The sequence below is a fragment of the Desertibaculum subflavum genome (genome assembly GCA_003576705.1).
Taxonomy (GTDB): Bacteria; Pseudomonadota; Alphaproteobacteria; order Ferrovibrionales; family Ferrovibrionaceae; genus Desertibaculum; species Desertibaculum subflavum.
In genome coordinates this window covers 16426-39576 of record QOZS01000007.1, presented here as the reverse complement: position 1 = coordinate 39576, position 23151 = coordinate 16426, and the positions used below count along the sequence as shown (strand labels likewise).

24 protein-coding genes are annotated in these 23151 nt (G+C 68.4%); 16 read left to right on the top strand and 8 right to left on the bottom strand.

What is annotated here, in order from left to right:
* Positions 1–42: 42 nt before the first annotated feature.
* Positions 43–1443: a class II fumarate hydratase gene (gene fumC / locus DT074_RS05270; RefSeq protein ID WP_119418775.1), complete on the top strand. Its 1401-nt coding sequence runs from the start codon at positions 43–45 to the stop codon at positions 1441–1443.
* A gap of 6 nt (positions 1444–1449) precedes the next feature.
* On the opposite strand, the gene DT074_RS05265 is transcribed toward fumC, so the two are convergent.
* Positions 1450–3426: an NAD-dependent epimerase/dehydratase family protein gene (locus DT074_RS05265; protein WP_162914641.1), complete on the bottom strand. Its 1977-nt coding sequence runs from the start codon at positions 3424–3426 to the stop codon at positions 1450–1452.
* Between the two features lie 263 nt (positions 3427–3689).
* Between DT074_RS05265 and DT074_RS05260 the strand changes: the two genes are divergently transcribed.
* The 3 genes from DT074_RS05260 to DT074_RS05250 all read left to right on the top strand — a co-directional run bounded on the left by DT074_RS05260 (position 3690) and on the right by DT074_RS05250 (position 6628).
* Complete coding sequence (locus tag DT074_RS05260) at positions 3690–4694, top strand: TRAP transporter substrate-binding protein (protein ID WP_368744433.1); 1005 nt, start codon at positions 3690–3692, stop codon at positions 4692–4694.
* 69 nt (positions 4695–4763) lie between these two features.
* Positions 4764–5321, top strand: coding sequence for a TRAP transporter small permease (locus DT074_RS05255; protein WP_119418773.1), 558 nt, complete (start codon positions 4764–4766; stop codon positions 5319–5321).
* Positions 5321–6628: a TRAP transporter large permease gene (locus tag DT074_RS05250; protein WP_119418772.1), complete on the top strand. Its 1308-nt coding sequence runs from the start codon at positions 5321–5323 to the stop codon at positions 6626–6628. The genes DT074_RS05255 and DT074_RS05250 overlap by 1 nt, the downstream gene beginning before the upstream one ends.
* Here DT074_RS05250 and DT074_RS05245 read toward each other — a convergent pair.
* From DT074_RS05245 to dctP, 5 genes are all read right to left on the bottom strand, one after another.
* Positions 6618–7958 (bottom strand): amidohydrolase family protein, encoded by a 1341-nt coding sequence (locus DT074_RS05245; RefSeq protein WP_119418771.1) that lies wholly within the window; start codon positions 7956–7958, stop codon positions 6618–6620. The genes DT074_RS05250 and DT074_RS05245 overlap by 11 nt on opposite strands.
* Before the next feature lie 155 nt (positions 7959–8113).
* Positions 8114–9679, bottom strand: a complete 1566-nt coding sequence (locus tag DT074_RS05240) for an acyl-CoA carboxylase subunit beta (protein ID WP_119418770.1) — start codon at positions 9677–9679, stop codon at positions 8114–8116.
* Positions 9676–10977: a TRAP transporter large permease gene (locus DT074_RS05235; protein WP_119418769.1), complete on the bottom strand. Its 1302-nt coding sequence runs from the start codon at positions 10975–10977 to the stop codon at positions 9676–9678. The genes DT074_RS05240 and DT074_RS05235 overlap by 4 nt, the downstream gene beginning before the upstream one ends.
* Positions 10974–11513 carry a TRAP transporter small permease gene (locus DT074_RS05230; RefSeq protein ID WP_119418768.1) on the bottom strand — a complete coding sequence of 180 codons (540 nt, stop codon included), beginning with the start codon at positions 11511–11513 and terminating at the stop codon, positions 10974–10976. The genes DT074_RS05235 and DT074_RS05230 overlap by 4 nt, the downstream gene beginning before the upstream one ends.
* Before the next feature lie 18 nt (positions 11514–11531).
* The gene (dctP, locus tag DT074_RS05225) at positions 11532–12515 is read right to left on the bottom strand and encodes a TRAP transporter substrate-binding protein DctP (RefSeq protein ID WP_162914640.1); all 984 of its coding nucleotides are present in this window, start codon (positions 12513–12515) and stop codon (positions 11532–11534) included.
* A 112-nt stretch (positions 12516–12627) separates the two neighbouring features.
* On the opposite strand from dctP, the gene DT074_RS05220 reads away from it, so the two are divergent.
* From DT074_RS05220 to paaK, 12 genes are all read left to right on the top strand, one after another.
* Complete coding sequence (locus DT074_RS05220; RefSeq protein WP_119418766.1) at positions 12628–13398, top strand: SDR family oxidoreductase; 771 nt, start codon at positions 12628–12630, stop codon at positions 13396–13398.
* Between the two features lie 79 nt (positions 13399–13477).
* The gene (locus tag DT074_RS05215) at positions 13478–14320 is read left to right on the top strand and encodes a phytanoyl-CoA dioxygenase family protein (RefSeq protein WP_119418765.1); all 843 of its coding nucleotides are present in this window, start codon (positions 13478–13480) and stop codon (positions 14318–14320) included.
* Positions 14321–15472, top strand: coding sequence for an acyl-CoA dehydrogenase family protein (locus tag DT074_RS05210; RefSeq protein WP_119418764.1), 1152 nt, complete (start codon positions 14321–14323; stop codon positions 15470–15472).
* Positions 15469–16383: a PaaX family transcriptional regulator gene (locus tag DT074_RS05205; protein WP_119418763.1), complete on the top strand. Its 915-nt coding sequence runs from the start codon at positions 15469–15471 to the stop codon at positions 16381–16383. Before DT074_RS05210 ends, DT074_RS05205 begins: the two co-directional genes overlap by 4 nt.
* Positions 16384–16449: 66 nt before the next feature.
* Positions 16450–16674, top strand: coding sequence for an AbrB/MazE/SpoVT family DNA-binding domain-containing protein (locus tag DT074_RS05200; protein WP_119418762.1), 225 nt, complete (start codon positions 16450–16452; stop codon positions 16672–16674).
* 3 nt (positions 16675–16677) lie between these two features.
* Positions 16678–17067 (top strand): type II toxin-antitoxin system death-on-curing family toxin, encoded by a 390-nt coding sequence (locus tag DT074_RS05195; RefSeq protein ID WP_119418761.1) that lies wholly within the window; start codon positions 16678–16680, stop codon positions 17065–17067.
* 69 nt (positions 17068–17136) lie between these two features.
* Positions 17137–18138, top strand: a complete 1002-nt coding sequence (gene paaA, locus DT074_RS05190) for a 1,2-phenylacetyl-CoA epoxidase subunit PaaA (protein WP_119418760.1) — start codon at positions 17137–17139, stop codon at positions 18136–18138.
* A 6-nt stretch (positions 18139–18144) separates the two neighbouring features.
* A complete protein-coding gene (gene paaB, locus DT074_RS05185; protein WP_119418759.1) occupies positions 18145–18432 on the top strand; it encodes a 1,2-phenylacetyl-CoA epoxidase subunit PaaB in 288 nt (95 codons plus the stop codon).
* Positions 18429–19181: a 1,2-phenylacetyl-CoA epoxidase subunit PaaC gene (gene paaC, locus DT074_RS05180; RefSeq protein WP_119418758.1), complete on the top strand. Its 753-nt coding sequence runs from the start codon at positions 18429–18431 to the stop codon at positions 19179–19181. Before paaB ends, paaC begins: the two co-directional genes overlap by 4 nt.
* The gene (gene paaD / locus DT074_RS05175; RefSeq protein WP_119418757.1) at positions 19175–19672 is read left to right on the top strand and encodes a 1,2-phenylacetyl-CoA epoxidase subunit PaaD; all 498 of its coding nucleotides are present in this window, start codon (positions 19175–19177) and stop codon (positions 19670–19672) included. The genes paaC and paaD overlap by 7 nt, the downstream gene beginning before the upstream one ends.
* 172 nt (positions 19673–19844) lie before the next feature.
* On the top strand, positions 19845–20915 hold the full coding sequence (paaE, locus tag DT074_RS05170; RefSeq protein WP_119418756.1) for a 1,2-phenylacetyl-CoA epoxidase subunit PaaE: 1071 nt from the start codon (positions 19845–19847) through the stop codon (positions 20913–20915).
* Between the two features lie 60 nt (positions 20916–20975).
* Entirely contained in the window at positions 20976–22286 is a 1311-nt protein-coding gene (paaK, locus tag DT074_RS05165; RefSeq protein WP_119418755.1) for a phenylacetate--CoA ligase PaaK, read from the top strand.
* A 3-nt stretch (positions 22287–22289) separates the two neighbouring features.
* On the opposite strand, the gene DT074_RS05160 is transcribed toward paaK, so the two are convergent.
* Together DT074_RS05160 and DT074_RS05155 are read right to left on the bottom strand one after the other, a co-directional pair.
* Positions 22290–22718: a VOC family protein gene (locus DT074_RS05160; protein WP_119418754.1), complete on the bottom strand. Its 429-nt coding sequence runs from the start codon at positions 22716–22718 to the stop codon at positions 22290–22292.
* A gap of 46 nt (positions 22719–22764) precedes the next feature.
* Positions 22765–23151, bottom strand: a complete 387-nt coding sequence (locus tag DT074_RS05155) for a RidA family protein (RefSeq protein WP_119418753.1) — start codon at positions 23149–23151, stop codon at positions 22765–22767.

The following is a 23151-nucleotide window of genomic DNA, read 5'->3' as shown; positions in this document are numbered from 1 at the left end:
CTATATCGTCTGCAGGGTCGGTTGAGCGAAAGGAATTCCAGGATGCCAGACACCACGCCCACCCGCACCGAGACCGATTCCTTCGGCCCCATCGAAGTGCCGGCCGACCGCTATTGGGGCGCGCAGACCGAACGGTCGCGGCGCAACTTCCGCATCGGCACCGAGCGCATGCCGGAGCCCTTGATCCGTGCGCTCGGCACGCAGAAGAAGGCGGCGGCGCTGGCCAATATGGAGCTCGGCGCGCTCGATCAGAAACTCGGTCAGGCGATCGTCGCCGCGGCGGACGAGGTGATCGACGGCACCCTGACGCAGCATTTTCCCCTCGTGGTCTGGCAGACCGGCTCCGGCACCCAGACCAACATGAACGCCAACGAGGTGATCGCCAACCGCGCCAACGAGCGGCTGGGCGCCGCGCTCGGCGGCAAGTCGCCGGTGCACCCGAATGACCACGTCAATATGGGCCAGTCGTCGAATGACAGCTTCCCGACCGCGATGCACATCGCCGCGGTGACCGAAATCGACGGCGCGCTGCTGCCGGCGCTGCGCCACCTTTACGCGGCGCTCGACACGAAGGCCAAGGCCTTCGCCGAGATCGTCAAGCTCGGCCGCACGCATCTGCAGGATGCGACGCCGCTGACCCTGGGCCAGGAATTCTCCGGCTGGGCGCAGCAGGTGCTCTATGGCATTGCCCGCGTCGAGGCGGTGCTGCCCAGGCTTTTCGATGTCGCCCAGGGCGGCACCGCGGTCGGCACCGGGCTTAATGCGAAAGTGGGCTTCGCGGAAGCCTTCGCGCGCCATCTCGCGGCGATCACGAGCAAGCCGTTCCGCTCGGCGCCGAACAAGTTCGAGGCGCTGGCCGCGCACGACGCGATGGTGGAGGCTTCCGGCGCGCTGAACGTGCTGGCGGCGAGCCTGATGAAGATCGCCAACGATTTGCGCCTGCTCGGCTCCGGCCCGCGCTCCGGCCTCGGCGAGCTGATCCTGCCGGAGAACGAGCCCGGCAGCTCGATCATGCCGGGCAAGGTGAACCCGACCCAGGCCGAGGCGATGACCATGGTGGCGGCGCAGGTGATCGGCAATCACGTGGCGATCACGGTCGGCGGCGCCAGCGGGCAACTGCAGCTCAACGTGTTCAAGCCGGTGATCGCGCACAACCTGCTGCAATCGATCCGCCTGCTCGCCGATGCCTGCCTGAGCCTGACCGACAATTGCATCGCCGGCATCGAGCCGAACCGGGCGCGCATCGCCGAGCATCTCGACAACTCGCTGATGCTGGTGACCGCGCTCAACCCGGTGATCGGCTACGAGAAGGCGGCGAAGATCGCGCAGAAGGCGCATCGCGAGGGCACCACCCTGAAACAGGCGGCGCTGGCCCTCGGATTCCTCGATGCCGAAGCCTTCGACCGCGCCGTCCGCCCGGAGGCGATGACCAGGCCAGGATAGATATCCCTATCGATCGAGCCACTCGATCCAGTCGGCCAGCGCCTGCCCGGCATCGAAAGCGGGACGGAACTTCGTGTCGCGCGTGAACCGCGTAACGGCGAGCGGCGTCCGCTCGCCGAAGCCGAAATAGTCGATGGTCGCCGCCTCGCCCGCACCAGCGAGGCGCCAGGCGAAGCGCGGAAAGCGGCTCTGCAGCAGCGCGCACCAATCGGCAACCGTGAAAGTCACGCCGGTGCTGACGTGGTAGACCGACTCCGGCAAAGCCGGCGCGTCGAGCAGCGCGGCGATGCCGGCACCGGCATCGCGCGAATACATCCAGTCGCGCCGGCCGGGGCCGGGCAGCACGACCGCCTCGCCGGCCCGGGCCGCCATGGTCGCCTGGTGGAGCGGGCTCAAGGTGTCGCGCAGGCCGGTATCGCGCTCGTAGCGGCCGTAGATCGACGTCAGGCGGGCGATCCGGACCTCGAGCGACCAGAGCTCGGCGAGGCGCTGCGCAGTCCGTTCGGCGGCGAGCTTGGTGATCGCGTACATGGTGCGCGGATCGGGCTGTGTCGCCGCCTCGTCGAGCACATCACCCACCAGCGCATTCGGCCCGTAGACCGCGTTCGAGCTCAACACCAGGGTGCGCTCGACCCCAGCCGCGCGCGCCGCGCGCAGCACGGCGATGGTGCCCAGCACGTTGACGCTGACGATGCCTTCGGGGTCGGATGCGTCGCGATCGGCGCCGGCGGTGACGGTGGCGCCATGGATCACCCGCCGCACGCCGTGCGCCTTGATCGTCGCAGCGACGCCTTCCGATTCGCGCGCATCCTGCACGACGAAAACCGCGCGTCCCGGGCCCGCGGACCAATCCGCGGTCACCTCGGATGGCGGTGCAGCGCGGTCGAGCGCGACGGCCGTGCGGCCCTGGCGCACCAGGGCCTCCACCACCGCGGCGCCGACCAGACCGCCGGCGCCGGTGACGAGGACGGCGCCGCTCATGCCGCGGCCGGGCTTGGCGCGGCGGTGCGAGCGAAGCGTGCGTTGCGATAGCCGGCGACCGTGACCGGCGGGTATTTCGCCGGCCGGTCCGGCCCGGCGCAGGTCGGCACGCATTCGATCAGCGCGTCGTAATTCGGCGCGACGAAATAGGCAATGGAGAGCCGGTCGCCGGTCGCCCGCCGCCGCGCCGGCCGGTGGGTTGGCGACGCGGTGCAGGGTCGAGACGAAACGGTCGTTGGTCCAGCGCATCAGCAGATCGCCGATATTCACGATGAAGCCGTCCTCCACCACCGGCGCGGCATGCCAGCGCCCCGCCAGGTCGCGCACTTCGAGCCCGCCGGACGCCGCCTCGTTCTTCAGGATGGTCAGCATGCCGAGATCCGTATGCGCGCCGGCGCGGAGCTGGCCCGGCAATGGTGATATGGCCTGCGGCGGATAGTAGAGCGCGCGCAGCATGCTGCAGTGCTTGTCGACGAAACCCAGGAAGTGGTGCTCCGGCAGGTCGAGCGCCGTCGCGAAAATGCGGCAGAGCGTCTCCTGCAGATCCTCCATCGCGCGCCAATAGGCGCGCCACGCGGCCTCAAAGCCTTCCGGCTGATCGGGCCACAGGTTCGGCGCGTAGTTCGGATAGGCGCCCGGCGCTGCGTGGAAATAGGGATCGGCCGGCACGTCGGGCGGCCCGATGGCGAACACTTCCTTGTAGTCCGGCGGGCTCTCGTTGCCGGCGAGCCGCGACAGGGTTTCGGTGCCCTCTGCGTGCCAGGCACGGTTCTGCTCCGGCCGCGGCCGCGCGACGCGCAGCTTCTCGGTTGCCGGCAGCGCGAAGAAGCCGCGCGCCGCCGCCCGCATCGCCGCAACCGCCATGTCGGGCACGCCATGTCCGCGGATGGCGAAGAAGCCGATGCTCTCGCAGACAACGCGTATGGCCTCGGCGACACCGCCCTTGTCCGCGCCGGTGTACCAAGGGCTGAGGTCGATGACAGGAAAACCGCTATCGGTCATACCGTTGCTCCACTCGCCGACCATCGGCGTGCAAGCGACATGCCCTGGCATCTTCGGCCATCAGGCACCTGAAATCCGCGCCCGCCTGATCAATTATTGGGCAAGCGGGCCTCGATCGGGCATGATGCCGGCGTCCGACCGCCGCAAGGGAGGCACGGTCGACAATGTGAAGGCGTGGCACGGATGTTGCTGCCGCCAGGGACATGCGAGCAGCCGATCCGCGCCTCTCGCCCGAGCCTGCCCGAACCATGAGGAGACTTCGCATGACCTTCAGCTTCCGTCGCGCCGGCATGGCCGGCCTGATCGGCGCCGCCGCGCTGGCGATCGCCGGCAGCGCCGCCGCCCAGACCCAGTGGATCATGGCCTCAGGCTACCCTGAGAACAACTTCATGACGCAGAACCTGCGCAAGTGGGCCGGCGATGTGGAGAAATCGACCGGCGGCAAGCTGAAGATCACGCTGCACACCAACGACTCGCTGATCAAGCTCGACAGCATCAAGGCGGCGGTGCAGCGCGGCCAGATCCAGGGCGGCGAGATCCGCCTCGGCGTCTACGGCAACGAGGATCCGATGTACGTTCTCGACGGCGTGCCCTTCCTCGCCTCGACCTACGACGAGGCCTGGAAGCTGATGGAGTATCAGCATCCCTATTTCAGCAACATTTTCGAGAAGGCCGGGATGAAGATCGCCGGCTATCAGGTGTGGCCGAGCCAGGGCTTCTACACCAAGACGCCCGTGAACACGGTGGAGGATTTCAAGGGCAAAAAGATCCGCATCTATTCGACCTCGACTCAGCGCATGGCTTCGCTGCTCGGCTTCCAGGCCACCATCCTGCCCTTCGCCGAGATCCCGCAGGCCTTCTCCACCGGGCTGATCGAGGCGCTGTTCACCTCGGCCCAGACCGGCACCGACATCCAGGCCTGGGACAACACCAAGTACTTCACCAATGTCGGCGCGATCCTCTCGAAGAACGCGCTGATCTTCAACGGCCGCGCCTTCTCGCGCCTGTCGCCCGACCTGCAGAAGGCGGTGATGACGGCGTCCGAAGCCTATACCAAGCGCTCCTGGGAGCTGAGCAAGGGCGCGCATGCGGAGAAGGCCGCCATCCTGAAGAAGAACGGCATGACGGTGACCGAAGGCCCCGCCAGCGTGGTGACGGCGATGAAGAAGGTTGGCGAGCAGATGGCTCAGGAATGGAAGGCGACCGCCAGCGCCGACGCGATCGCGGTGCTCAACCTCTACCAGTCGGCTTCGGCCAAGACGAACTGATCGCGTATACCGTGGCCCGGGCCGTCGCCCCGTGCGGCGGCTCGGGCGCAGCCGCCTGAAAGAGCCTGCATGCGTCGTGCCCTCGACCTGATGTACCGGCTGAGCGGCGGGCTCGCCGCCTTCTTCCTGGCCATGATCGGCGTCACCATCGTCGCGCAGATCCTGGGCCGCATCCTCAACTTCACCTTCGACGCGACTGAGATCTCCGGCTTCTGCATGGCGGCGTCGCTGTTCCTCGGCCACGCCTACGCCTTCAATACCGGATCGCATATCCGGGTGAACCTGCTGATCAGCCGGCTGGGTCTCGGGGCCAAGCGCTGGGTCGAGATCTGGTGCTGCGCGCTGGGCGCCGCCGGATTCGCGTTCTTCGCCTGGAACGCTTGGGAGATGACGTTCGAATCCTACAGCTTCGGCGATGTCAGCCCCGGCCTGATGGCGGTGCCGTTCTGGCTGCCGCAGATCGGCATGTCGCTTGGCGTGACCATGCTTTCCATCGGCTTCCTCGACGAGCTGGTGCAGGTGCTGGCCGGCAAGCAGCCGCAATTCCTCGATGCCGAGGCGCAGGCGATCGGCGAGGAGCTTGAAGCCGGCGCCATCGAGATGGCGGCCGCGGGCAAGAGGGCCTGATGGGCAGCGAAGCCGTCCTTGCCGCCACCTTCCTCGGCGTCCTGTTCGCACTCCTGGCGAGCGGCGTCTGGATCGGCGTGGCGCTTCTTGCGGTCGGCTTCGTCGCGCTGTTCTTCTTCACCCCGGCGCCGGCGGGCTCGCTGCTCGCCACCACGGTGTGGGATTCGTCCTGGAACTGGGCGCTGACCGCGCTGCCGCTGTTCATTTGGATGGGCGAGATCCTGTTCCGCACCCGCCTGTCGGAGGACATGTTCAGGGGCCTGGCGCCCTGGCTCGGCTGGCTGCCCGGCCGCCTGCTGCACGTCAACATCCTGGGCTGTGGCGTGATGGCGGCGGTGTCGGGCTCGTCCTCCGTCACCTGCGCCACCATCGGCCGCATGAGCATGCCGGAGCTGAAGAAGCGCGGTTATCACGAGGGCATGTCGATCGGCACCTTGGCGGGCTCGGGCACGCTCGGCCTGTTGATCCCGCCTTCGATCATGATGATCGTCTACGGCATCACGGCGCAGGTCTCGATCGGACGGCTGTTCATCGCCGGATTCATCCCCGGCCTGATGCTGATCGGCCTGTTCATGGCCTATACCGCCGGCTGGTCGGTGCTCAATCCAGGCAAGATCCCGGCGAGCGATATCCGCATGAGCTTCGCAGAGAAGCTCTGGTCGTCGCGCCGGCTGATCCCCGTGGTGCTGCTGATCGTCGCCGTGCTGGGCTCGATCTATGGCGGCGTGGCGACGCCGACCGAGGCGGCGGTGATGGGCGTGCTCGGCGCGCTGGCGCTGGCCGCCGCGACCCGCACCCTCAACTGGCTGACCTTCAAGGAGAGCCTGCTCGGCGCCGTGCGCACCAGCTGCATGATCGGCCTGATCCTGGCCGGCGCCGCCTTCGTCACCATGGCGATGGGCTTCACCGGTCTGCCGACCATCATGGCGGCCTGGGTGGACCGGCTCGGCCTCGACGCCTACGGCCTGATCGTCTTCCTCACCATCCTCTACATCATCCTCGGCTGCTTCCTCGACGGCGTGTCGATGATCGTGCTGACCGCGCCGGTCGTGCTGCCGATGATCCAGGCCGAACATATCGACCCGCTCTGGTTCGGCGTCTATGTCGTGCTGGTGGTGGAGATGGCGCAGATCACCCCGCCGGTCGGCTTCAACCTGTTCGTGCTGCAGAACCTGACCGGGCGCGATATCTGGACGGTGACCAAGGCGTCGATGCCGTTCTTCGCGCTGATGATCCTCGGCATCGTGCTGATCACGGTATGGCCCGAGATCGTGATGTTCCTGCCTCGGCAGATGGTCAACCTGTAACCGGCGCGCGGCCGGCGCGCCGCCACAAGCCGTCCGCCACCTTCTGCGCCTCGCGCACCACTTCGGCGCCGTCGAACAGGGTCGGCCGGCCGTCCTCCAGCATGACGCGGCCGTCGATCACCACGGTCCGCACATTGGCGCCGCTGCCGGAATGCACCACGATGCCGGTGCCGTCGACGACGGGCCGGAGGTTCGGCGCCTCGGCATCGAGCAGAACCAGATCCGCCTTGGCGCCCGGCCGGATGATTCCGATATCGCCTTCCAGGCCGAGCGCGCGGGCGCCGTTCGCCGTCGCCCAACCGAGCACCTCCGCCGTCTTGATCGCATAACCGGCGCCCTTGACCCGCGCGACGCCGATGGCGAGCCGCATGCTCTCGAACATGTCGGCCGATTTGGTGTCGGTGCAGAGCGTGATGTTCGCTCCGGCATCGCGCAGCGCCATGATCGGCGCGATGCCGCCATGCGCGGCGTTGCCGATCGGCGCATGGGCGACATTCATGCCCGCCGCGCCGACGCGCGCGATCTCGCCGGGCTCCAGCCAGATGCAATGCGCGGCCAGCAGCCGGTCGTTCAGCAGGCCGAGCTCGTCCAGCAATTCATGCGGCGCCATCCCCTCGCGCGCCCGCACCGCTTCGACCTCGCCCTTCGACTGCGCGAGATGGGTGTGCAGGCCGAGATCGCGGCGGCGCGCCTCCTCGCCCACTGCCTTCAGCAGTGCCCGCGAGCAGGTATCCGGCGCATGCGGCGCCAGGATGCAGCGGATGCGGCCCCGCTCCGCACCGTCCCAACGGGCGAACAGGTCGAGGCTCTCCGCGAGCAGCGCCTCGCCCAGCGCCGGATCGTGCCGGACGCGGCCCTCGGCCAGCTCCGCCGTGTCCACATCGGCGATGCGCCCGCCGATGAAGGCGCGCAGGCCCACCTCGGCGGCGGCGCGCGCCAGCGCTTCAGGATGCAGATAGAAGTCGACCGCCGTGGTGGAGCCAGCCCGCAGCAGCTCATAGGCACCGAGCCGCGCCAGGTGATAGGCCTCCTCCGCCGACAGCCAATGGCCCTGGGGAATCCCCTTGGTATATGCCGGGGCGAAGCCGAGATCCTCCACCATCCCGCGCACCACCATCAGCGGCGTGTGGCTGTGGGTGTTGACCAGGCCCGGCAGCAAGATGCCGCCCCTGGCATCGATGCGGTGCGCAGGTGCGAAATCCGCCGCCGCCCCGATCGCGTGGATGCGATCGCCCCGCACAGCGACCGATACGCCGCCCAGCGCCGGGCCGTCGCCGGGAATGACGACGGCATCGGAAATCAGCAGATCGCAGGCTGTGGGCTCCGGCATGATATTCTCCGCGCCAGCATCGTCACACCGTCCAGTATCGCTGCCACGCCGCACTTCGTCATGGCCGGGCTTGTCCCGGCCATCCACGCGTCAGGGCAGCGCGGCGGAGAGCCATGGATGCCCGGGACAAGCCCGGGCACGACGATCAGTAGGCGTCAGTAGCAGGTCGGCCAATAGGCGAGCGGCTTTGGGTGCTCGCGCGTGCCCGGCTCGATGCGGAGCCGGTCGACATGGGTGCGCAGCCAGGCGCGGGTGTCGGCCGGATCGATGATCTCGTCGACATCCATGCTGCCTGCGGCGCCTTCCGGGCCGGTATCGTGCGACCATTCCTCGATCAGCCGCGCCCGCTCGGCCTCTGGGTCGGCGGCCTGCTTCAGCCGCTCGGCATGCACCACGTTGACGCCGACCGCCGGGTCCATGAAGCCGATCTCGGCATTCGGCCAGGCGGCGATCAGCGCGGCCCCGGTGGCGTTGCCCGAGAGCGAGAAATAGGCGAGGCCGAAGGCCTTGCGCATCACCACCGTGAGGCGCGGCACGCGGCATAGGGCCAGCGCTTCGAAGAACATGATGGCGCGCGACAGGATGCGCTCGTGTTCCACTTGCTTGCCGACCATGAAGCCCGGCACGTCCTGCAGGAAGATCAGCGGGATGTTGAAGGCGTCGCACAGGCAGAGGAACGAGGTCGCCTTGTCGCAGGCCTGCGGCGTCAGCGCGCCGGCGCCATGCATCGGCTGCGAGGCGACGAAGCCGACGCTGCGCCCGGCGACGCGGCCGAGCGCGGTGACCAGCCCGCGGCCGAAATTCGGCTTCAGCTCGAATTGCTTCCCATCATCCGTCAGGCGGCGGATCACGCGGCGCACGTCATAGGCGCGGCTGCGCGCCAGCGGCACCAGGTCGTAGAGATGCTCGTCGCGCGCCAGGCTGCCGTCCCAGGCCATGCGCGCCGGCTCCTCGCCGGCATTCTGCGGCAGGTAGGTCAGGAACTCCTTCACCAGTCCGATCGCCTCGTCCTCGTTCTCGGCGATGCGGTCGAGCTGGCCGGTGATGCGGTCGTGCACGTCGACCCCGCCGAGCTCCTCGAAGCCGACCTTCTCAGAGGTCGCGATCTCGATCACCCGCGGGCTGGTCACCGCCAGCGTGGTGCCGCGCACCTGCACCACCAGATCGGAGAAGGCCGATTTGAAGGAGGAGCCCCCGAAGCTCTCGCCGGCGATCACGGTGACGACCGGGATGGCGCGGGCACGGGCCCCCAGATGCAGATCCGGCGACACCTTGACGAAGCCGGTCGAGCCCAATGTGTCGGGCAGACGCGCGCCGCCGGTCTCGCCGAAATAGATATAGGGCGTGCCGTCGCGCAGCGCCTGCTCGTAGATGCGGCCCATGCGCTTGGAGCCGATGACGGAGCTCGACCCGTGCAGCACCGTCACGTCGTCGCCGCAGACCGCGACGGGACGGCCACCGATGCGGCCGATGCCGCCGATCTTGCCGTCGCCCGGCGTGGACGGGCCGGCACCGGGCCATTCGGAATGGGCGAAGGTGCCGATCTCGGAGAACGAGCCCGGATCGAGCAGGCGGTCGATCCGCTCGCGGATGGTCAGCCGGCCCTTGGCATGGATGCGGGCCTGGCGCGCATTGCCGCCCATCTCCTTGCGGATCACCTCGGCGCGGGTGCGAAACTCGGCCGCCTTGGCCTTTAAATCGTTGGATTTCGAATCGCTCATTGTCCGAACTGCGTGGTGGAAGGAAGCCAGGTGGCGATGCCCGGGAAGGCGATGATAAGCGCGAGCGCCAGGATCAGCATCAGGATGTAGGGCACGGCCGCCTTGTCGATCTCGCTGAGCGGCGCCTTGGTGATCGACTTGATGACGATCAGGTTCATGCCGACCGGCGGCGAGATCAGCGCCAGCTCGAGATTGATGGTGAGCAGCACGCCGTACCAGATCTTGTCGATGCCGAGCGCGTCCAGCACCGGCAGCACCACCGGCGTGGTGATCAGGATGATGGAGATCGATTCCAGGATCAGACCGAGAATGAAGATCAGCACCATCATCGCGATCAGGAACTGCACCTGCGACACCTGGTAGTGCAGCGCGAGGTCGACGGCCTGCCGCGGGATGTTGAGCTTGGTCAGCATGTAGCCGAACAGGGCGGCGCCGACGATGATCATGAACAGCACGCCCGAGGTGCGCGCCGCCTCCACGCCGCCCGACCAGAGGTCGCGCCAACCCATCTGGCGATAGACGAGGGCGGCGATGACCAGCGCCCAGAGCGCGCCGGTCCCGGCCGCTTCGGTCGGCGTGAACACGCCGAAATAGATGCCGCCGAGCACGAAGGGCGGCAGGGTGAGCGCCCAGAACGACCGGCGGATCGCGATAGCCGCCTCGGCCAGGGTCGGCGCCGGCAGGCGCGGGCGCGGCGGATCGGCATGCCGCTCGCGCCAGCCCTCGGTCAGCATGCAGTAGGCAGCGAAGATGCTGGAGACGAGGAGGCCCGGCAGCACGCCCGCGAGGAACAGCGCGCCGATCGAGGTGTCCGCCACGAAGCCGTACAGGATCATCGGCGCCGAGGGCGGGATCAGGATGCCGAGCGTACCGCCGCCCGCCACCACGCCATAGGCGCCGCGCGGGCTGTAGCCGTATTTCAGCATCTGCGGGATGGCGACGGCGCCGATAGTCAGCGCGGTCGCGACCGAGGAGCCGGAGATCGCCGCGAAGATCGCGCAGGCGAACACCGTGGCGACGCCGAGCCCGCCCGGCAGGTGCCGCACCAGGGTGTGCGCGGTGGCGTAGAGATCGTCCACCACCCTGCCGCGCACCATGAAATGCGCCATCAGCATGAACAGCGGAATGGCGACGAGCAGCGGCGAATTGATATTGCCGAACACCACCTCGCCGAGCGAGGCGATGTTGCCCTCGACGATCAGCAGGCCGGCCACCGAGAACAGCAGCATGCCGGCGAACATCGGCATGCCGGTGTAGAGCAGCAGGATCAGGCCGGCGAGAACGAGAAGAAAGATCACTCGGTCGCCTTGGGTGCTTCCGGCGATTCAGGATCGACGAAGGTGCCCGCGGCAAGCCCGAGCAGCTGCGCCAGGCTGACCAGCAGAAGCAAGCCGGCGCCGATCGGCAGGAACACCTCGATTGTCCAGAGCGGAATCTCCGCAATGACGAGCGGCCGCGCGCCGATCATCCGGCTGAACGCCACCGTTTCCCAGCCCTGCCAGAGCAGCACGGCCGCCGCCGCGGCGACGCAAGCCGCGCCGAAGGCCTGCAGCGCCCGCCGCGAGCGGCCGCGCGCGCGCTCGAGCAGGAGATCGACACCGATATGCTCGCCCCGGCGCTGCGCCTCGGCCACCGCGAGCATCACCAGGAGCACGACCAGAAATCCGCCGGCCTCGTCGGTCCAGGAGAGCGGCAGTCCAAAGAAATATCGCAGCACCACCGCGTAGCAGACCAATGCCAGGCAGCCGAGCGTCGCCAGAGCGGCCAGCCCCACGGCGAGGCCGCTCAGCGCGCCGACCACGCGGTCGGCGCCCCGAGCGAGCTTTGCCAGCATGTCGCCTTCGCGTCCCGATCAGAGCTTGTTCATCAGCTCGATCAGCTTCTTGCCTTCATCACCGGTGCTCTGGATGAAGGCCTCGATCACCGGCGGCTGCATCGCCTTCTTCCATACTTCCGCCTGGGCCGGCGTATGCACGATCAGCTCCATCCCCTTCTCGCGCAGCTGCTTCACCGCTTCCTCGGCCGTCTTCTCGGTGATCGCGATGGCATCGGCCTCCGCCTTCTTTGCGGCCGCCTCCAGCGCCGTCCGATGCGCCGGCGAAAGCTTGTTCCACCAGGCCGGGTTGACGAACATGTGGAAGTAGACGGTGAGCGACGGCGTCACCGTGCCGTATTTCTGCACCTCGTAGTAACGGCGGCTATAGGCGGCCGAGACATCGGTCAGGCCGGCATCCAGCACGCCGGTCTTCAGCGCGTTGTAGACCTCAGGCCCCGGCATCGCCGAGGTGGCGGCGCCGACGCTGGTCAGCGCGGTATCGGCCAGCTTGTTGAAGCCGCGGATCTTGATGCCCTTGAAATCGTCCAGGCTCGCGATCGGCTTCTTGCCGGAGGTATAGATCGCCTGGCGCGTGATGTAGAACCAGGCGAGGTTCTTCACGCCCTTCTCCTCGATCTTCTTCTCCAGGTACTTCGCTGCCTCGGAGCCCGGGAACCGCTTGATGCGCTCGAGATCGGGGAAGAAGTAGGGGATCACCACGACGTTCATCGCCGGCAGCGTGTTGCCCCATTGCATGTTGACGACCAGCGCCGACTCGATCGAGCCGCGCGCCACCGCCGCGTGGTTCTCTGCCGCCTTGTGCAGCTGCTCAGCGGGGAAGATCTGAACCTGCACCTCGCCCTTGGTGCGGGCCTCCGCATCCGCCTTGAAGGCCTCCAGCATCTTGTGCAGGTGGTGCGCGGTCGGCACCTGGTGGCTGATCCGCATGGTGACGGTCTGTGCGGCGGCGGCGCCCGCGAACAGGGTCGCGAGCGCGGCGCCGAGAAGCGCGAAGCGCATGATCTGATTCCTCCCAAGGAATGGCGGCGCATTCTTCGGGCCTCGGCTCGCCAGCGTCAAGGCAAAGCGCGACCGGCTGGCATGGCGCGCACCGGTTGCTAAGGTTGGGGCCATGACACCGCATCCCTTCGACCTGACCGGACGGGTCGCGCTGGTGACCGGCGGCGGCCGGGGCCTCGGCTTCGAGATGGCCAAGGCGCTGGCGGCGGCCGGCGCCCGCGTCATCCTGAACGGCCGCACCGCCGCCACCCTGGAAGCCGCGGCAGCGGCGATCCGCGGGGCGGGCGGCCAGGCAGAGATCGCGGTTTTCGACGCCTCGGACGCGGCCGGCATCGATGCCGCGGTCGACGCGGTCGCCCGGCGTCATGGCCGCCTCGACGTGCTGATCGCCAATGTCGGCCAGCGCAACCGCAAGGGGATGATGGACCTGTCGGCGGCGGAAGTCCGTGGCCTGGTCGAGACCGACCTGGTCGGCCCGTTCCTGCTGGCGCGTGCCGCTGCGCGGAAGATGATTCTGCAGGCGCGCGGCCGCATCGTCTTCGTGACCTCGATCGCCGGGCCGTTCATCGCCCGCGGCGGCGACGCCGCCTATCCCGCCGCCAAGGCCGGCCTGACCGGCGCAATGCGCGCCTTCGCCGCCGAGCTGGGCCCGCACGGCATCACGGTCAACGCCATCGCCCCCGGCCCGTTCAAGACCGATTCCAATTCCACCCGCGCCATGGATCCGGCCGAGGGCGCCCGCATGGCCGGCCGCACCATGTTGAAGCGCTGGGGCGAGCCGGCCGAGATCGCCGGCGCCGCCGTCTTCCTCGCCTCCGACGCCGCCTCCTTCATCACCGCCCAGAGCCTGGTGGTGGATGGCGGCATCACCGCCTCGTTCTGACGCCCAGCCTATCTGATGGCACTCGCTTCCGGCCCCAGGCGCGGTATTCTTGGCCAGCCTTGTCGGGAGGAACCAGGAAATGACCAGCCGTCTTTCGCCGGCCGATCTCGCCGCCTATGAGCGGGATGGCCTCGTTATCGTGCGCGGCATGTTCGATGCGGAGGAGACCGAGCTGCTCCGCCGCGCCATGGAGCAGGACCCGGAGATCAAGGACCACCTGATCGACCGCCTGGACGGCGAGGGCGGCAACACGCGGATCGCGCTCTGGAACCGCGCCGGCGACAGCGTCTACGGCATGGCGGCGCGGGCCGAGAAGATGGCGCATACCGCCGAAGCGATCATCGGCGCCGAGGTCTACCACTACCAGTCCAAGCTGACCGCCAAGGAGCCCTTTACCGGCGGCGCCTGGGAATGGCACCAGGACTACGGCTACTGGTACTACAACGGCTGCCTCGCCCCGGCGATGTTCAGCTGCATGATCGCGCTCGACAAAACGACGCGCGAGAATGGCTGTCTGCAACTGGTCAAGGGCTCGCACAAGCTCGGCCGCCTGGACCATGTGCCGCTGACCGCCGGCCAGAACGAGGCCGACCCCGAGCACATGAAGCACATCCTGGAGCGGCACGAGATCGTCTATGCCGAGCTGGAGCCGGGCGACGCTCTCTTCTTCCACTGCAACACGCTGCACCGCTCCGACCAGAACCGCTCGGCCAACCGGCGCTGGACCTTGCTCATCTGCTACAATGCCGTGTGGAACGACGCCTATAAGCGCGAGGACGATCGCTACTTCGTACCGCTCGACATCGTGCCCGACGCGGCGATCAAGCAGGCGGGCCTCCGCTTCGCCGATGGCAGCGACCAGGAGCATTTCGCCAGCCGGCCCTTCGTTCCCGACGTGACGCGGCTGAAGAAGGCGTCGTGAATGCGGTCAAACACGCAGTCGCCTTACTACACCGCTGACCACGAAGCCTTCCGCGACAGCGTCCGCAAGTTCGTCGTCAAAGAGATCGAGCCACACGTCAACGCCTGGGACGAGGCGGGCGAGTTTCCGCGCGCGCTCTACAAGAAGGCCGCCGCCGCCGGCCTGCTCGGCCTCGGCTACCCCGAGGAGTACGGCGGCGTGCCCCAGGCCGACCGCTTCTACCGCATCGTGATGAGCCAGGAGCTGTGCCGCGCCGGCTCCGGCGGCCTTTCCGCCAGCCTGATGAGCCACACGATCGGCGCGCCGCCGATCCGCGCCCTCGGCTCGAAGGAGATGAAGGCACGCGTGCTGCCGGAGATCCTGGCCGGCGAGAAGATCTCGGCGCTCGCCATCACCGAGCCCTCGGGCGGCTCCGACGTCGCCGCGATCCGCACCCGCGCCGTGCGCAAGGGCGACCGCTATGTCGTCAACGGCTCCAAGATGTTCATCACCTCCGGCATGCGGGCCGACTACTACACCGTCGCCGTTCGTACCGGCGGGCCGGGCCGCGACGGCATCTCCTTCCTGCTGATCGAGCGCGACAGGAAGGGCTTCACGCGGACGAAGCTCGACAAGATGGGCTGGTGGGCCTCCGACACCGCGGCGCTCTATTTCGAGGATGTCGAGGTGCCGGCCGAGAACCTGATCGGGGCCGAGAACGAAGGCTTCAAGGCCATCATGATGAACTTCAACGACGAGCGGCTCGGCATGGCGGCGGGCGCCACCGGCTTCGCCCGGGTCTGCTTCGAGGAGGCCTCGGCCTATGCGAAGGAACGGCAGACCTTCGGCCAGCGCCTCGCCGACCACCAGGTGATCCGCCACAAGCTGGTCGACATGGCCATGCGCGTGAACGCGAGCCAAGCCTATCTCGAGCACTGCGCCTGGCGGGTCGATCGCGGCGAGCGGCCGGTGGCCGATCTCTGCATGCTGAAGAACCAGGCGACCCAGACCATGGCGTTCTGCGCCAGCGAGGCAGTGCAGGTCTTCGGCGGCGCCGGCTTCATCCGCGGCCAGAAGGTGGAGCGCATCTACCGCGAGGTGAAGGTCAACCAGATCGGCGGCGGCGCCGAGGAAATCATGAAGGACCTGGCCGCCCGGCAGCTCGGACTTTGACCGAGGCGGCGAAGCTTGTCGACCAGCTGGTCCGCCGCTTCGCCGAGAGCCGTCCGCTCCGCGCCGGGTCATTCATCGTCACCGTCTATGGCGACTCCGTGGTGCCGCGCGGCGGCGAGCTGGCGCTCGCCAGCCTGATCCGCGTCGTCGAGCCGTTCGGCATCTCCGAGACCCTGGTGCGCACCGCCGTGTCGCGGCTGATGCAGGACGGCTGGCTGGAAGGCACGCGGATCGGCCGGCGCAGCTTCTACCGCCTCACGCCCACCGGCGCTGAGCGCTTCGCCGACGCGACGCGGCGCATCTACCACGGCCCGCCGAAGCCTTGGAGCGGCGAGCTGACCCTGGTGTTGGCGCCGGATGCCGGCGCCGCGCGCGAGGCGATCCGCCGCGAGCTGCATTGGATCGGCTTCGGCAGCCTCGGCGCTGGCGCGCTGTTCCATCCCGCGCCTGACATGGAGGCGATGCGTCACGCGCTGACGGCCAGCGGCTTCGCCGACCGGGCGCTTGTCACCACCGGCCGCGCGGTGTCGAACGACGCCCTGCTCCGCCGCCTCGCCGCCGATGCTTGGCCGCTCGACGACCTTGGCCGGCGCTACCGCGGCTTCACCGCGGCATTCGCCGCGGTGGGCGAGCGCCTCTCGGCCGGCGACGCGCTCGCGCCCGAGCCCGCCCTCGCGCTCCGCCTCCTGCTCGTCCATGAGTTCCGCAAGGCGGTGCTGCGCGACCCGCTGCTGCCGCCCGAATTCCTGCCCGAAGCCTGGCCCGGCACCGCCGCCCACACCCTCGCCGCCGCCATCTACCGCCGGGTAGCGCAGCCGGCGGAGAGGGCGATCGAAGCACTCTTCGAGGGCCGCGCGGGGCTCTTGCGGGCGATCGCCGACCCCCTGGCCGGCCGGTTTCCGGCCACGTGAGGAAACTCCTCGCCGAGGTGGCCACGGCAACTTATGTTCTAACAGACGTAATAATGAGCCTGACCCATGTTCACGCTGAAGCTCACCACGATCGGCAATTCCGTCGGAGTCGTCCTGCCGAAGGAAGTGCTGCACCAAATGAAGGTGGCGAAGGGCGACGTTCTGTTCCTGACCGAGACGCCCAACGGCTATGCCATCACGCCCTACAACGAGGCCTTCGCCCGGCAGATGGAGGCTGCCCAGCGCATCATGAAGCGGCGGCGGACGGCGCTGCGCGCGCTGGCGAAATGAGCCTTGGCCGAGTTCGAGTGGCTGGAGGAGGCCGTCATCATTGCCGCCCATGCCGAGCAGCTGGCGGAACATGGCGGCGGCGAGGGCATCCGGGACCGTGGCCTGCTTGAATCCGCCCTCGCCCGGCCGCGCAACATTGCTGCCTATGGCGATCCGGATGTCGTAACCCTGGCCGCGGCTTACGGCTTCGGGATCGTTCGCAATCACCGCTTCGTCGACGGCAACAAGCGGACCGGGCTGATCGCGACCGAACTGTTCCTCGAGCTGAACGGCATGACCCTCATGGCCGACGACGAGGCCTGCGTGCTGACCTACCTCGCGCTGGCGGACGGGAGCCTTTCGGAGGCTGACCTCGTCGCCTGGCTCCGCGCCCACTCTGCTCGGCAAGCGTAATACATCACGCATTTTATTGATTTATAATTTATTCCGTGACATATTGCCGCTGACCTTCAGGGAGGCAGCATGTACACGCAGGGGCTCGACATCCCAGCGGGCGACCGCGCGGTTCCGGTTGCCGATGGCGCCCGGCCGGAGGAGCTGCGCTTCCAGGCCCGCATCGATGCCGACGACAAGATCGAGCCGCGCGACTGGATGCCGGAGGGCTATCGCAAGACCTTGGTCAGGCAGATCTCCCAGCACGCCCATTCCGAATATGTCGGCATGCTGCCTGAGGGGAACTGGATCACCCGTGCGCCGAGCCTCAGGCGGAAAGCCGTCCTGCTCTCCAAGGTGCAGGACGAGGCGGGGCACGCGCTCTACCTCTACAGCGCCGCCGAGACGCTCGGCACCAGCCGCGCCGAGATGAACGACCAGCTGCTCACCGGCCGGGCCAAATACTCCTCGATCTTCAACTACCCGACGCCGACCTGGGCCGATGTGGGCGCCATCGGCTGGCTGGTCGACGGGGCGGCGATCATGAACCAGATCCCGCTCTGCCGCTGCTCATACGGACCCTATGCGCGCGCGATGGTGCGGATCTGCCGCGAGGAGAGCTTCCACCAACGCCAGGGCTTCGAGCTGATGCTGGCCTTGTCGCGCGGCACGGCCGAGCAGAAGGCGATGGCGCAGGCGGCGCTGGACCGCTGGTGGTGGCCGTCGCTGATGATGTTCGGCCCGAACGACGCCAACTCGCCGCATTCGGCGCAGTCGACCCGCTGGGGCATCAAGCGGGTCTCCAACGACGAGCTGCGTCAGAAGTTCGTCGACGTGACGGTGCCGCAGGCCGACTATCTCGGCCTCAAGGTGCCGGACCCCGACCTCAAGTGGAACAAGGCGACCGGGCACTACGAGTTCGGGGCCATCGACTGGTCCGAGTTCGAGCAGGTGATCCGCGGCAACGGGCCTTGCAACGTCCAGCGCATGGCCGCGCGCCGCAAGGCGCATGACGACGGCGCCTGGGTGCGCGAGGCCGCCGCCGCGCATGCCGCCAAGAAGCGCGCGGCCCTCGCCGAAGCCGCGGAGTAGCCCGCCATGAGCCTGGAAGACTGGCCGCTGTTCGAAGTGTTCATCCGCAAGCGCAACGGGCTGTCGCATATCCATGTCGGCTCGGTGCACGCCGCCGACGCCGCCATGGCGCTGGACAATGCGCGCGACCTCTACACGCGGCGGATGGAGGGCGTGAGCCTCTGGGTGGTGCCGTCCGGCGCCATCACCGTCTCCGATCCGGCCGACAAGGCGGCGTTGTTCGAACCGGCCGAGGACAAGGTCTATCGCCATCCGACCGCCTATGCCGTGCCGGACGAGGTGAAGAACCTGTGAGCGGCCCGCTCCTCGACTACGTGCTCAGGCTCGCCGATACGGCGCTGATCCTGGGCCAACAGAATGCCCGCTGGTGCGGCCACGCGCCGGTACTGGAAGAGGACATGGCGGTGTCCAACATCGCGCTCGACCAGATCGGCCAAGCGCGGCTGCTGCTGACCTTGGCCGGCGAGGTCGAAGGCCGGGGGCGCGACGAGGACGCGCTCGCCTTCCACCGCGACGGGCCGGCCTTCCGCAACCTCCTGATCGTCGAGCAGCCGAACGGCGACTTCGCCGAGACCATCGCGCGCAACCTGCTCGTCGATGCCTATCTGCTGGAGCTCTACGGCGCGCTCGCGCGTTCGGCCGATGCGCGGCTCGCCGGCATCGCCGCCAAGGCGGCGAAGGAATGCGCCTATCACGTCCGGCATTCGAGCGGCTGGGCGATCCGCCTCGGCGACGGCACAGCGGAGAGCCGCGACCGGACGCAGCGCGCGCTCGACGGGCTGTGGATGTGGACCGGCGAGATGTTCACCGCCGATGCGGTGGACAGGGCGATGGTTGAGGCCGGCATCGGCCCCGACCCGGCGAGCCTGAAACCGGCCTGGGACAAGCGCGTCGGCGCCGTGCTGAGCGAGGCGACCCTGGCCCGGCCGCCGGACGGCTGGATGCAGAAGGGCGGCAAGCAGGGCGAGCACAGCGAGCATCTCGGCTACATCCTCACCGAGCTGCAATTCCTGCCCCGCGCCTATCCGGGGGCGGCGTGGTAGCGGCGACCCTCACGCGGCTCGACGAGGCGCGCGCCCGCCGCGCGCTGGAACGCGTCGTCGACCCGGAAATCCCGGTGCTGAACGTGCTGGAGATGGGCGTGGTGCGCGAGATCCAGGCCGAGAACGGGCGGGTCGAGGTTGCCATCACGCCGACCTATTCCGGCTGCCCGGCCATGCACGCCATTGCCCTCGACATCGACCGCGCGCTGAGCGAGGCCGGCTTCCGCGAGGTGCGGATCAGGACCGTCGTCGCGCCAGCCTGGACCACCGACTGGCTGACCGAGGCGGCGCGGGCCAAGCTCCTCGCCATCGGCATCGCGCCGCCGCCGGCCGCCGGCAAGCGCGCCCTGCTCGGCGACGACCACGCCAATTGCCCGCGCTGCGGCTCCGCGCGCACCAGCATGCTGAGCCGGTTCGGCTCCACCGCCTGCAAGGCGATCTGGCGCTGCGACGCCTGCCTCGAAACCTTCGACCAGTTCAAATGCATCTGACCGTTCTCCTTCCGCTTCAATGCCCTGAAGCCCTCCCTCGGCGAAGGCCGGGGGAGGGTTGGGTGGGGGTTTTCTTTTTTTCATTTCCGCCGCGACGCGGATGGGCAAAACACAAAAACCCCCACCCCACCCTCCCCCACGCCGCTGCGCGTCGCGAGGGAGGGCTTTGCGCATGAGCCGCTTCCACGACCTCGAGATCGCCGAACTGGTGCGCGAGACCGCCGATGCGGTGTCGCTGCGCTTCGCCGTACCGGCACAGCTGGCCGATTCCTATCGTTACGCTCAGGGCCAGCATCTCGTGGTCGAGGCGAAGATCGGCGGCGAAGCGGTGCGGCGCACCTATTCGATCTGCGCCGGCGAGGACGAGAGGGAGCTCCGCATCGCCATCCGCCGGATTGCGGAGGGCCGCTTCTCCGCCTTCGCCAACGAAGCGCTGAAGGTCGGTGACAAGCTCGCCGTCATGCCGCCGGCCGGCTCTTTCCATGCCGAGCTCGTGCCGGACCAGGCGCGGCTGCATCTCGCCATCGCCGCGGGTAGCGGCATCACGCCGATCCTCGGCATCGTCAAGACCGTGCTAGCGCGCGAGCCGAAGAGCCGCGTGGTGCTGATCTACGGCAACCGCTCGGTCGACACGATCCTGTTCCGCGAGGCGCTGGAGGACCTGAAGAACCGCTACATGACGCGGCTCGCGCTGCACCATGTGCTGTCGCGCGAGGCTCAGGATGCCGAGATCCTGCAGGGCCATATCGACGCGGCGAAGCTGCAGGCGATGGCCGGCGCCCTGTTCCGGCCCGAGGAGGTCGACACGGCCTATCTCTGCGGCCCGGCCGGCATGATCGACGCGGCGCAGGCGACCCTCGTCGCGCTCGGCGTGCCGGCGGAGCGCATCCACAGCGAGCGCTTCCATGTCGACGGCACCGCCGCGCGGGCCGCCACCGCCGCGGCCGGACCGAAGCGCGAGGGCGAGGCGGAAATCACCGTCCGGCTCGACGGCCTGACGCGCCGCTTCGCCATGCCGTTCGACGGCGCCGCCATCGTCGATGCCGGCAACGAGCAGGGCCTGAACCTGCCGTTCTCCTGCAAGGGCGGCATGTGCTCGACCTGCCGCGCCAAGCTGGTGGAGGGCAAGGTGGATATGCGCCTCAACTACGCGCTGACGCCGAAGGAGGTCGCGGGCGGCTATGTCCTGACCTGCCAGTCGCACCCGGTGAGCGAACGGGTCGTGCTGGATTATGATGTCTAAGGCTTAGCCCTCCCCGCCGCGCGGTCGGGGAGGCGAGAAGAGCACAGGGGAGGCCGCTGCATGTTCGACCTGGCGCCGGTGCGCGCGTCGCTGGATCCGATCGAGATCGCCTCGCGCGACGAGATCGCGGGGCTGCAGCTCGAACGGCTGCGCTGGTCGCTGGCGCAGGCCTACGACAACGTCGGGCATTACCGCCGCGCTTTCGACGCGGCCGGGGTCAAGCCACGCGACCTGAAGAGCTTGGCCGATCTCCGCCACTTCCCGTTCACCACCAAGGCCGACCTGCGCGCCAACTATCCCTACGGCATGTTCGCGGTGCCGCGCGAGCGGATCGCCCGCGTCCATGCCTCCTCCGGCACCACCGGCAAGCCGACCGTGGTCGGCTACACGAGCCGCGATATCGAGACCTGGGCCGAGGTCGTCGCGCGCTCGATCCGCGCCGCCGGCGGAAGGCCTGGCCACCGCGTGCATGTCGCCTATGGCTATGGCCTGTTCACCGGCGGGCTCGGCGCGCATTACGGCGCCGAGCGGCTCGGCTGCACGGTGATCCCGGTCTCCGGCGGCATGACCGAGCGGCAGGTGCAGCTGATCACCGATTTCGAGCCCGACATCATCATGGTGACGCCGAGCTACATGTTGGCCATCCTGGACGAGTTCCGCCGCGCTGGGCTGGACCCGCGCGGCTCCTCGCTCAAGGTCGGCATCTTCGGCGCCGAGCCCTGGACCGAGAGCATGCGGCGCGAGATCGAGAGCCAGTTCGACATGCACGCGGTCGACATCTACGGCCTCTCCGAGGTGATGGGGCCCGGCGTGGCGCAGGAATGCGTCGAGACCAAGGACGGCCTGCACATCTGGGAGGACCATTTCTATCCGGAGGTGATCGACCCGGTGACCGGCGCGGTGCTCCCCGATGGCGAGCAGGGCGAGCTGGTCTTCACCTCGCTGACCAAGGAGGCAATGCCGGTGATCCGCTATCGCACCCGGGACCTGACGCGGCTGCTGCCCGGCACCGCGCGCAGCATGCGGCGGATGCAGAAGGTGACCGGGCGCAGCGACGACATGATGATCGTGCGCGGCGTCAACGTGTTCCCGACCCAGGTCGAGGAGCTGATCCTGCAATGCGAGGGCCTGAGCGCCCATTTCCAGATCGAGCTCAGCCGCACCGATCGCATGGACGAGATGCTGGTCCGGGTGGAGGCGCGGGAAGATCGCACCGGTGCCGAGGCGCGCGCGGCGGCGGCGGCCGAGCTCGGCCACCACGTGAAAAGCCGGATCGGCATCAGCGCCCGGGTGGAGGTGACGCTGCCCGGCGAGGTGGAGCGGTCGCAGGGCAAGGCCCGGCGGGTGATCGACAAGCGGCCGCAGGGCTGACCCTCAGTCCGGCAGAACGACGCTGCCGTCTTCCGTCAGGCGGAAAGCAGGGTTCCAGGCGATTTCCCACAGAAAGCCCTCCGGATCGGCGAAGTGGCCGATATAGCCGCCCCAGAAAGCCTCGCGCGCCGGCATGGTGATGCGGGCGCCGGCGGCCTCCGCCTCGGCCATCGAGGCATCGACCTCTTCCTTGCTCCGCATATTGAGCGCGAGCGTCACGGCGGCCCTCTCGCCGAGGTTCGCCTCCTCCACCCCGGCATCCTTGGCCAGGTCGCGGCGCGGATAGAGGGCGAGCGCCATGCCGCCGGTCTGGAAGAAGGCGACCCCCTCGGCACCGAAGAAGGCGCGCTTCCAGCCGAGCCTCTCGTAGAAGGCCCGGGCGCGGTTCAGATCGCGGACGCCGAGGGTGATCAGGCTGATGCGCTGGTCCATGGGAACACCTCGATCGTCGAACGGCCGCCGCGTTGCCCCGGTTCCCCTACCCGATCACCGCGGTGAAATCGCAGGTGACCAGCGCGCGGCTGTCGGCGGGAAGCTGGGCGGTGTGGCGGGCCGGGCGCGAATCCTTCTCCGGGAACATCTTGACCCATTCCTCGTTCAGCGCGACGCGCTGGCCGGCCGGGTCCTTGAGCCAGAAGTTCACCTTGATGATGTGGTCCGGCGTGCCCCCCGCCGCGGTCACGCAGTTGCGGATATGGGTGAAGATGTTGGCGATCTGCTTGGCCAGGTCGTCCGGCAGGTCCTTGGTGCCGGGATTGGCGCCGTTGATGATGCTGGACATCAGCAGGCCGCCGATCTTGCTCGCCCCCGGGATCGGGTTGGCGTGGCTGAAACTCGAGATCTCGATGCTCTGGCGCTTGGGCAT

What these genes read in the sequence shown, in the direction of transcription:
- fumC (WP_119418775.1), top strand. Translation starts at nt 43, where the DNA reads ATGCCAGACACCACGCCCACCCGCACCGAGACCGATTCCTTCGGCCCC.
- DT074_RS05265 (WP_162914641.1), bottom strand. Translation starts at nt 3,426, where the DNA reads ATGACCGATAGCGGTTTTCCTGTCATCGACCTCAGCCCTTGGTACACC.
- DT074_RS05260 (WP_368744433.1), top strand. Translation starts at nt 3,690, where the DNA reads ATGACCTTCAGCTTCCGTCGCGCCGGCATGGCCGGCCTGATCGGCGCC.
- DT074_RS05255 (WP_119418773.1), top strand. Translation starts at nt 4,764, where the DNA reads ATGCGTCGTGCCCTCGACCTGATGTACCGGCTGAGCGGCGGGCTCGCC.
- DT074_RS05250 (WP_119418772.1), top strand. Translation starts at nt 5,321, where the DNA reads ATGGGCAGCGAAGCCGTCCTTGCCGCCACCTTCCTCGGCGTCCTGTTC.
- DT074_RS05245 (WP_119418771.1), bottom strand. Translation starts at nt 7,958, where the DNA reads ATGCCGGAGCCCACAGCCTGCGATCTGCTGATTTCCGATGCCGTCGTC.
- DT074_RS05240 (WP_119418770.1), bottom strand. Translation starts at nt 9,679, where the DNA reads ATGAGCGATTCGAAATCCAACGATTTAAAGGCCAAGGCGGCCGAGTTT.
- DT074_RS05230 (WP_119418768.1), bottom strand. Translation starts at nt 11,513, where the DNA reads ATGCTGGCAAAGCTCGCTCGGGGCGCCGACCGCGTGGTCGGCGCGCTG.
- dctP (WP_162914640.1), bottom strand. Translation starts at nt 12,515, where the DNA reads ATGCGCTTCGCGCTTCTCGGCGCCGCGCTCGCGACCCTGTTCGCGGGC.
- DT074_RS05220 (WP_119418766.1), top strand. Translation starts at nt 12,628, where the DNA reads ATGACACCGCATCCCTTCGACCTGACCGGACGGGTCGCGCTGGTGACC.
- DT074_RS05215 (WP_119418765.1), top strand. Translation starts at nt 13,478, where the DNA reads ATGACCAGCCGTCTTTCGCCGGCCGATCTCGCCGCCTATGAGCGGGAT.
- DT074_RS05210 (WP_119418764.1), top strand. Translation starts at nt 14,321, where the DNA reads ATGCGGTCAAACACGCAGTCGCCTTACTACACCGCTGACCACGAAGCC.
- DT074_RS05200 (WP_119418762.1), top strand. Translation starts at nt 16,450, where the DNA reads ATGTTCACGCTGAAGCTCACCACGATCGGCAATTCCGTCGGAGTCGTC.
- paaA (WP_119418760.1), top strand. Translation starts at nt 17,137, where the DNA reads ATGTACACGCAGGGGCTCGACATCCCAGCGGGCGACCGCGCGGTTCCG.
- paaB (WP_119418759.1), top strand. Translation starts at nt 18,145, where the DNA reads ATGAGCCTGGAAGACTGGCCGCTGTTCGAAGTGTTCATCCGCAAGCGC.
- paaE (WP_119418756.1), top strand. Translation starts at nt 19,845, where the DNA reads ATGAGCCGCTTCCACGACCTCGAGATCGCCGAACTGGTGCGCGAGACC.
- paaK (WP_119418755.1), top strand. Translation starts at nt 20,976, where the DNA reads ATGTTCGACCTGGCGCCGGTGCGCGCGTCGCTGGATCCGATCGAGATC.
- DT074_RS05160 (WP_119418754.1), bottom strand. Translation starts at nt 22,718, where the DNA reads ATGGACCAGCGCATCAGCCTGATCACCCTCGGCGTCCGCGATCTGAAC.
- DT074_RS05155 (WP_119418753.1), bottom strand. Translation starts at nt 23,151, where the DNA reads ATGCCCAAGCGCCAGAGCATCGAGATCTCGAGTTTCAGCCACGCCAAC.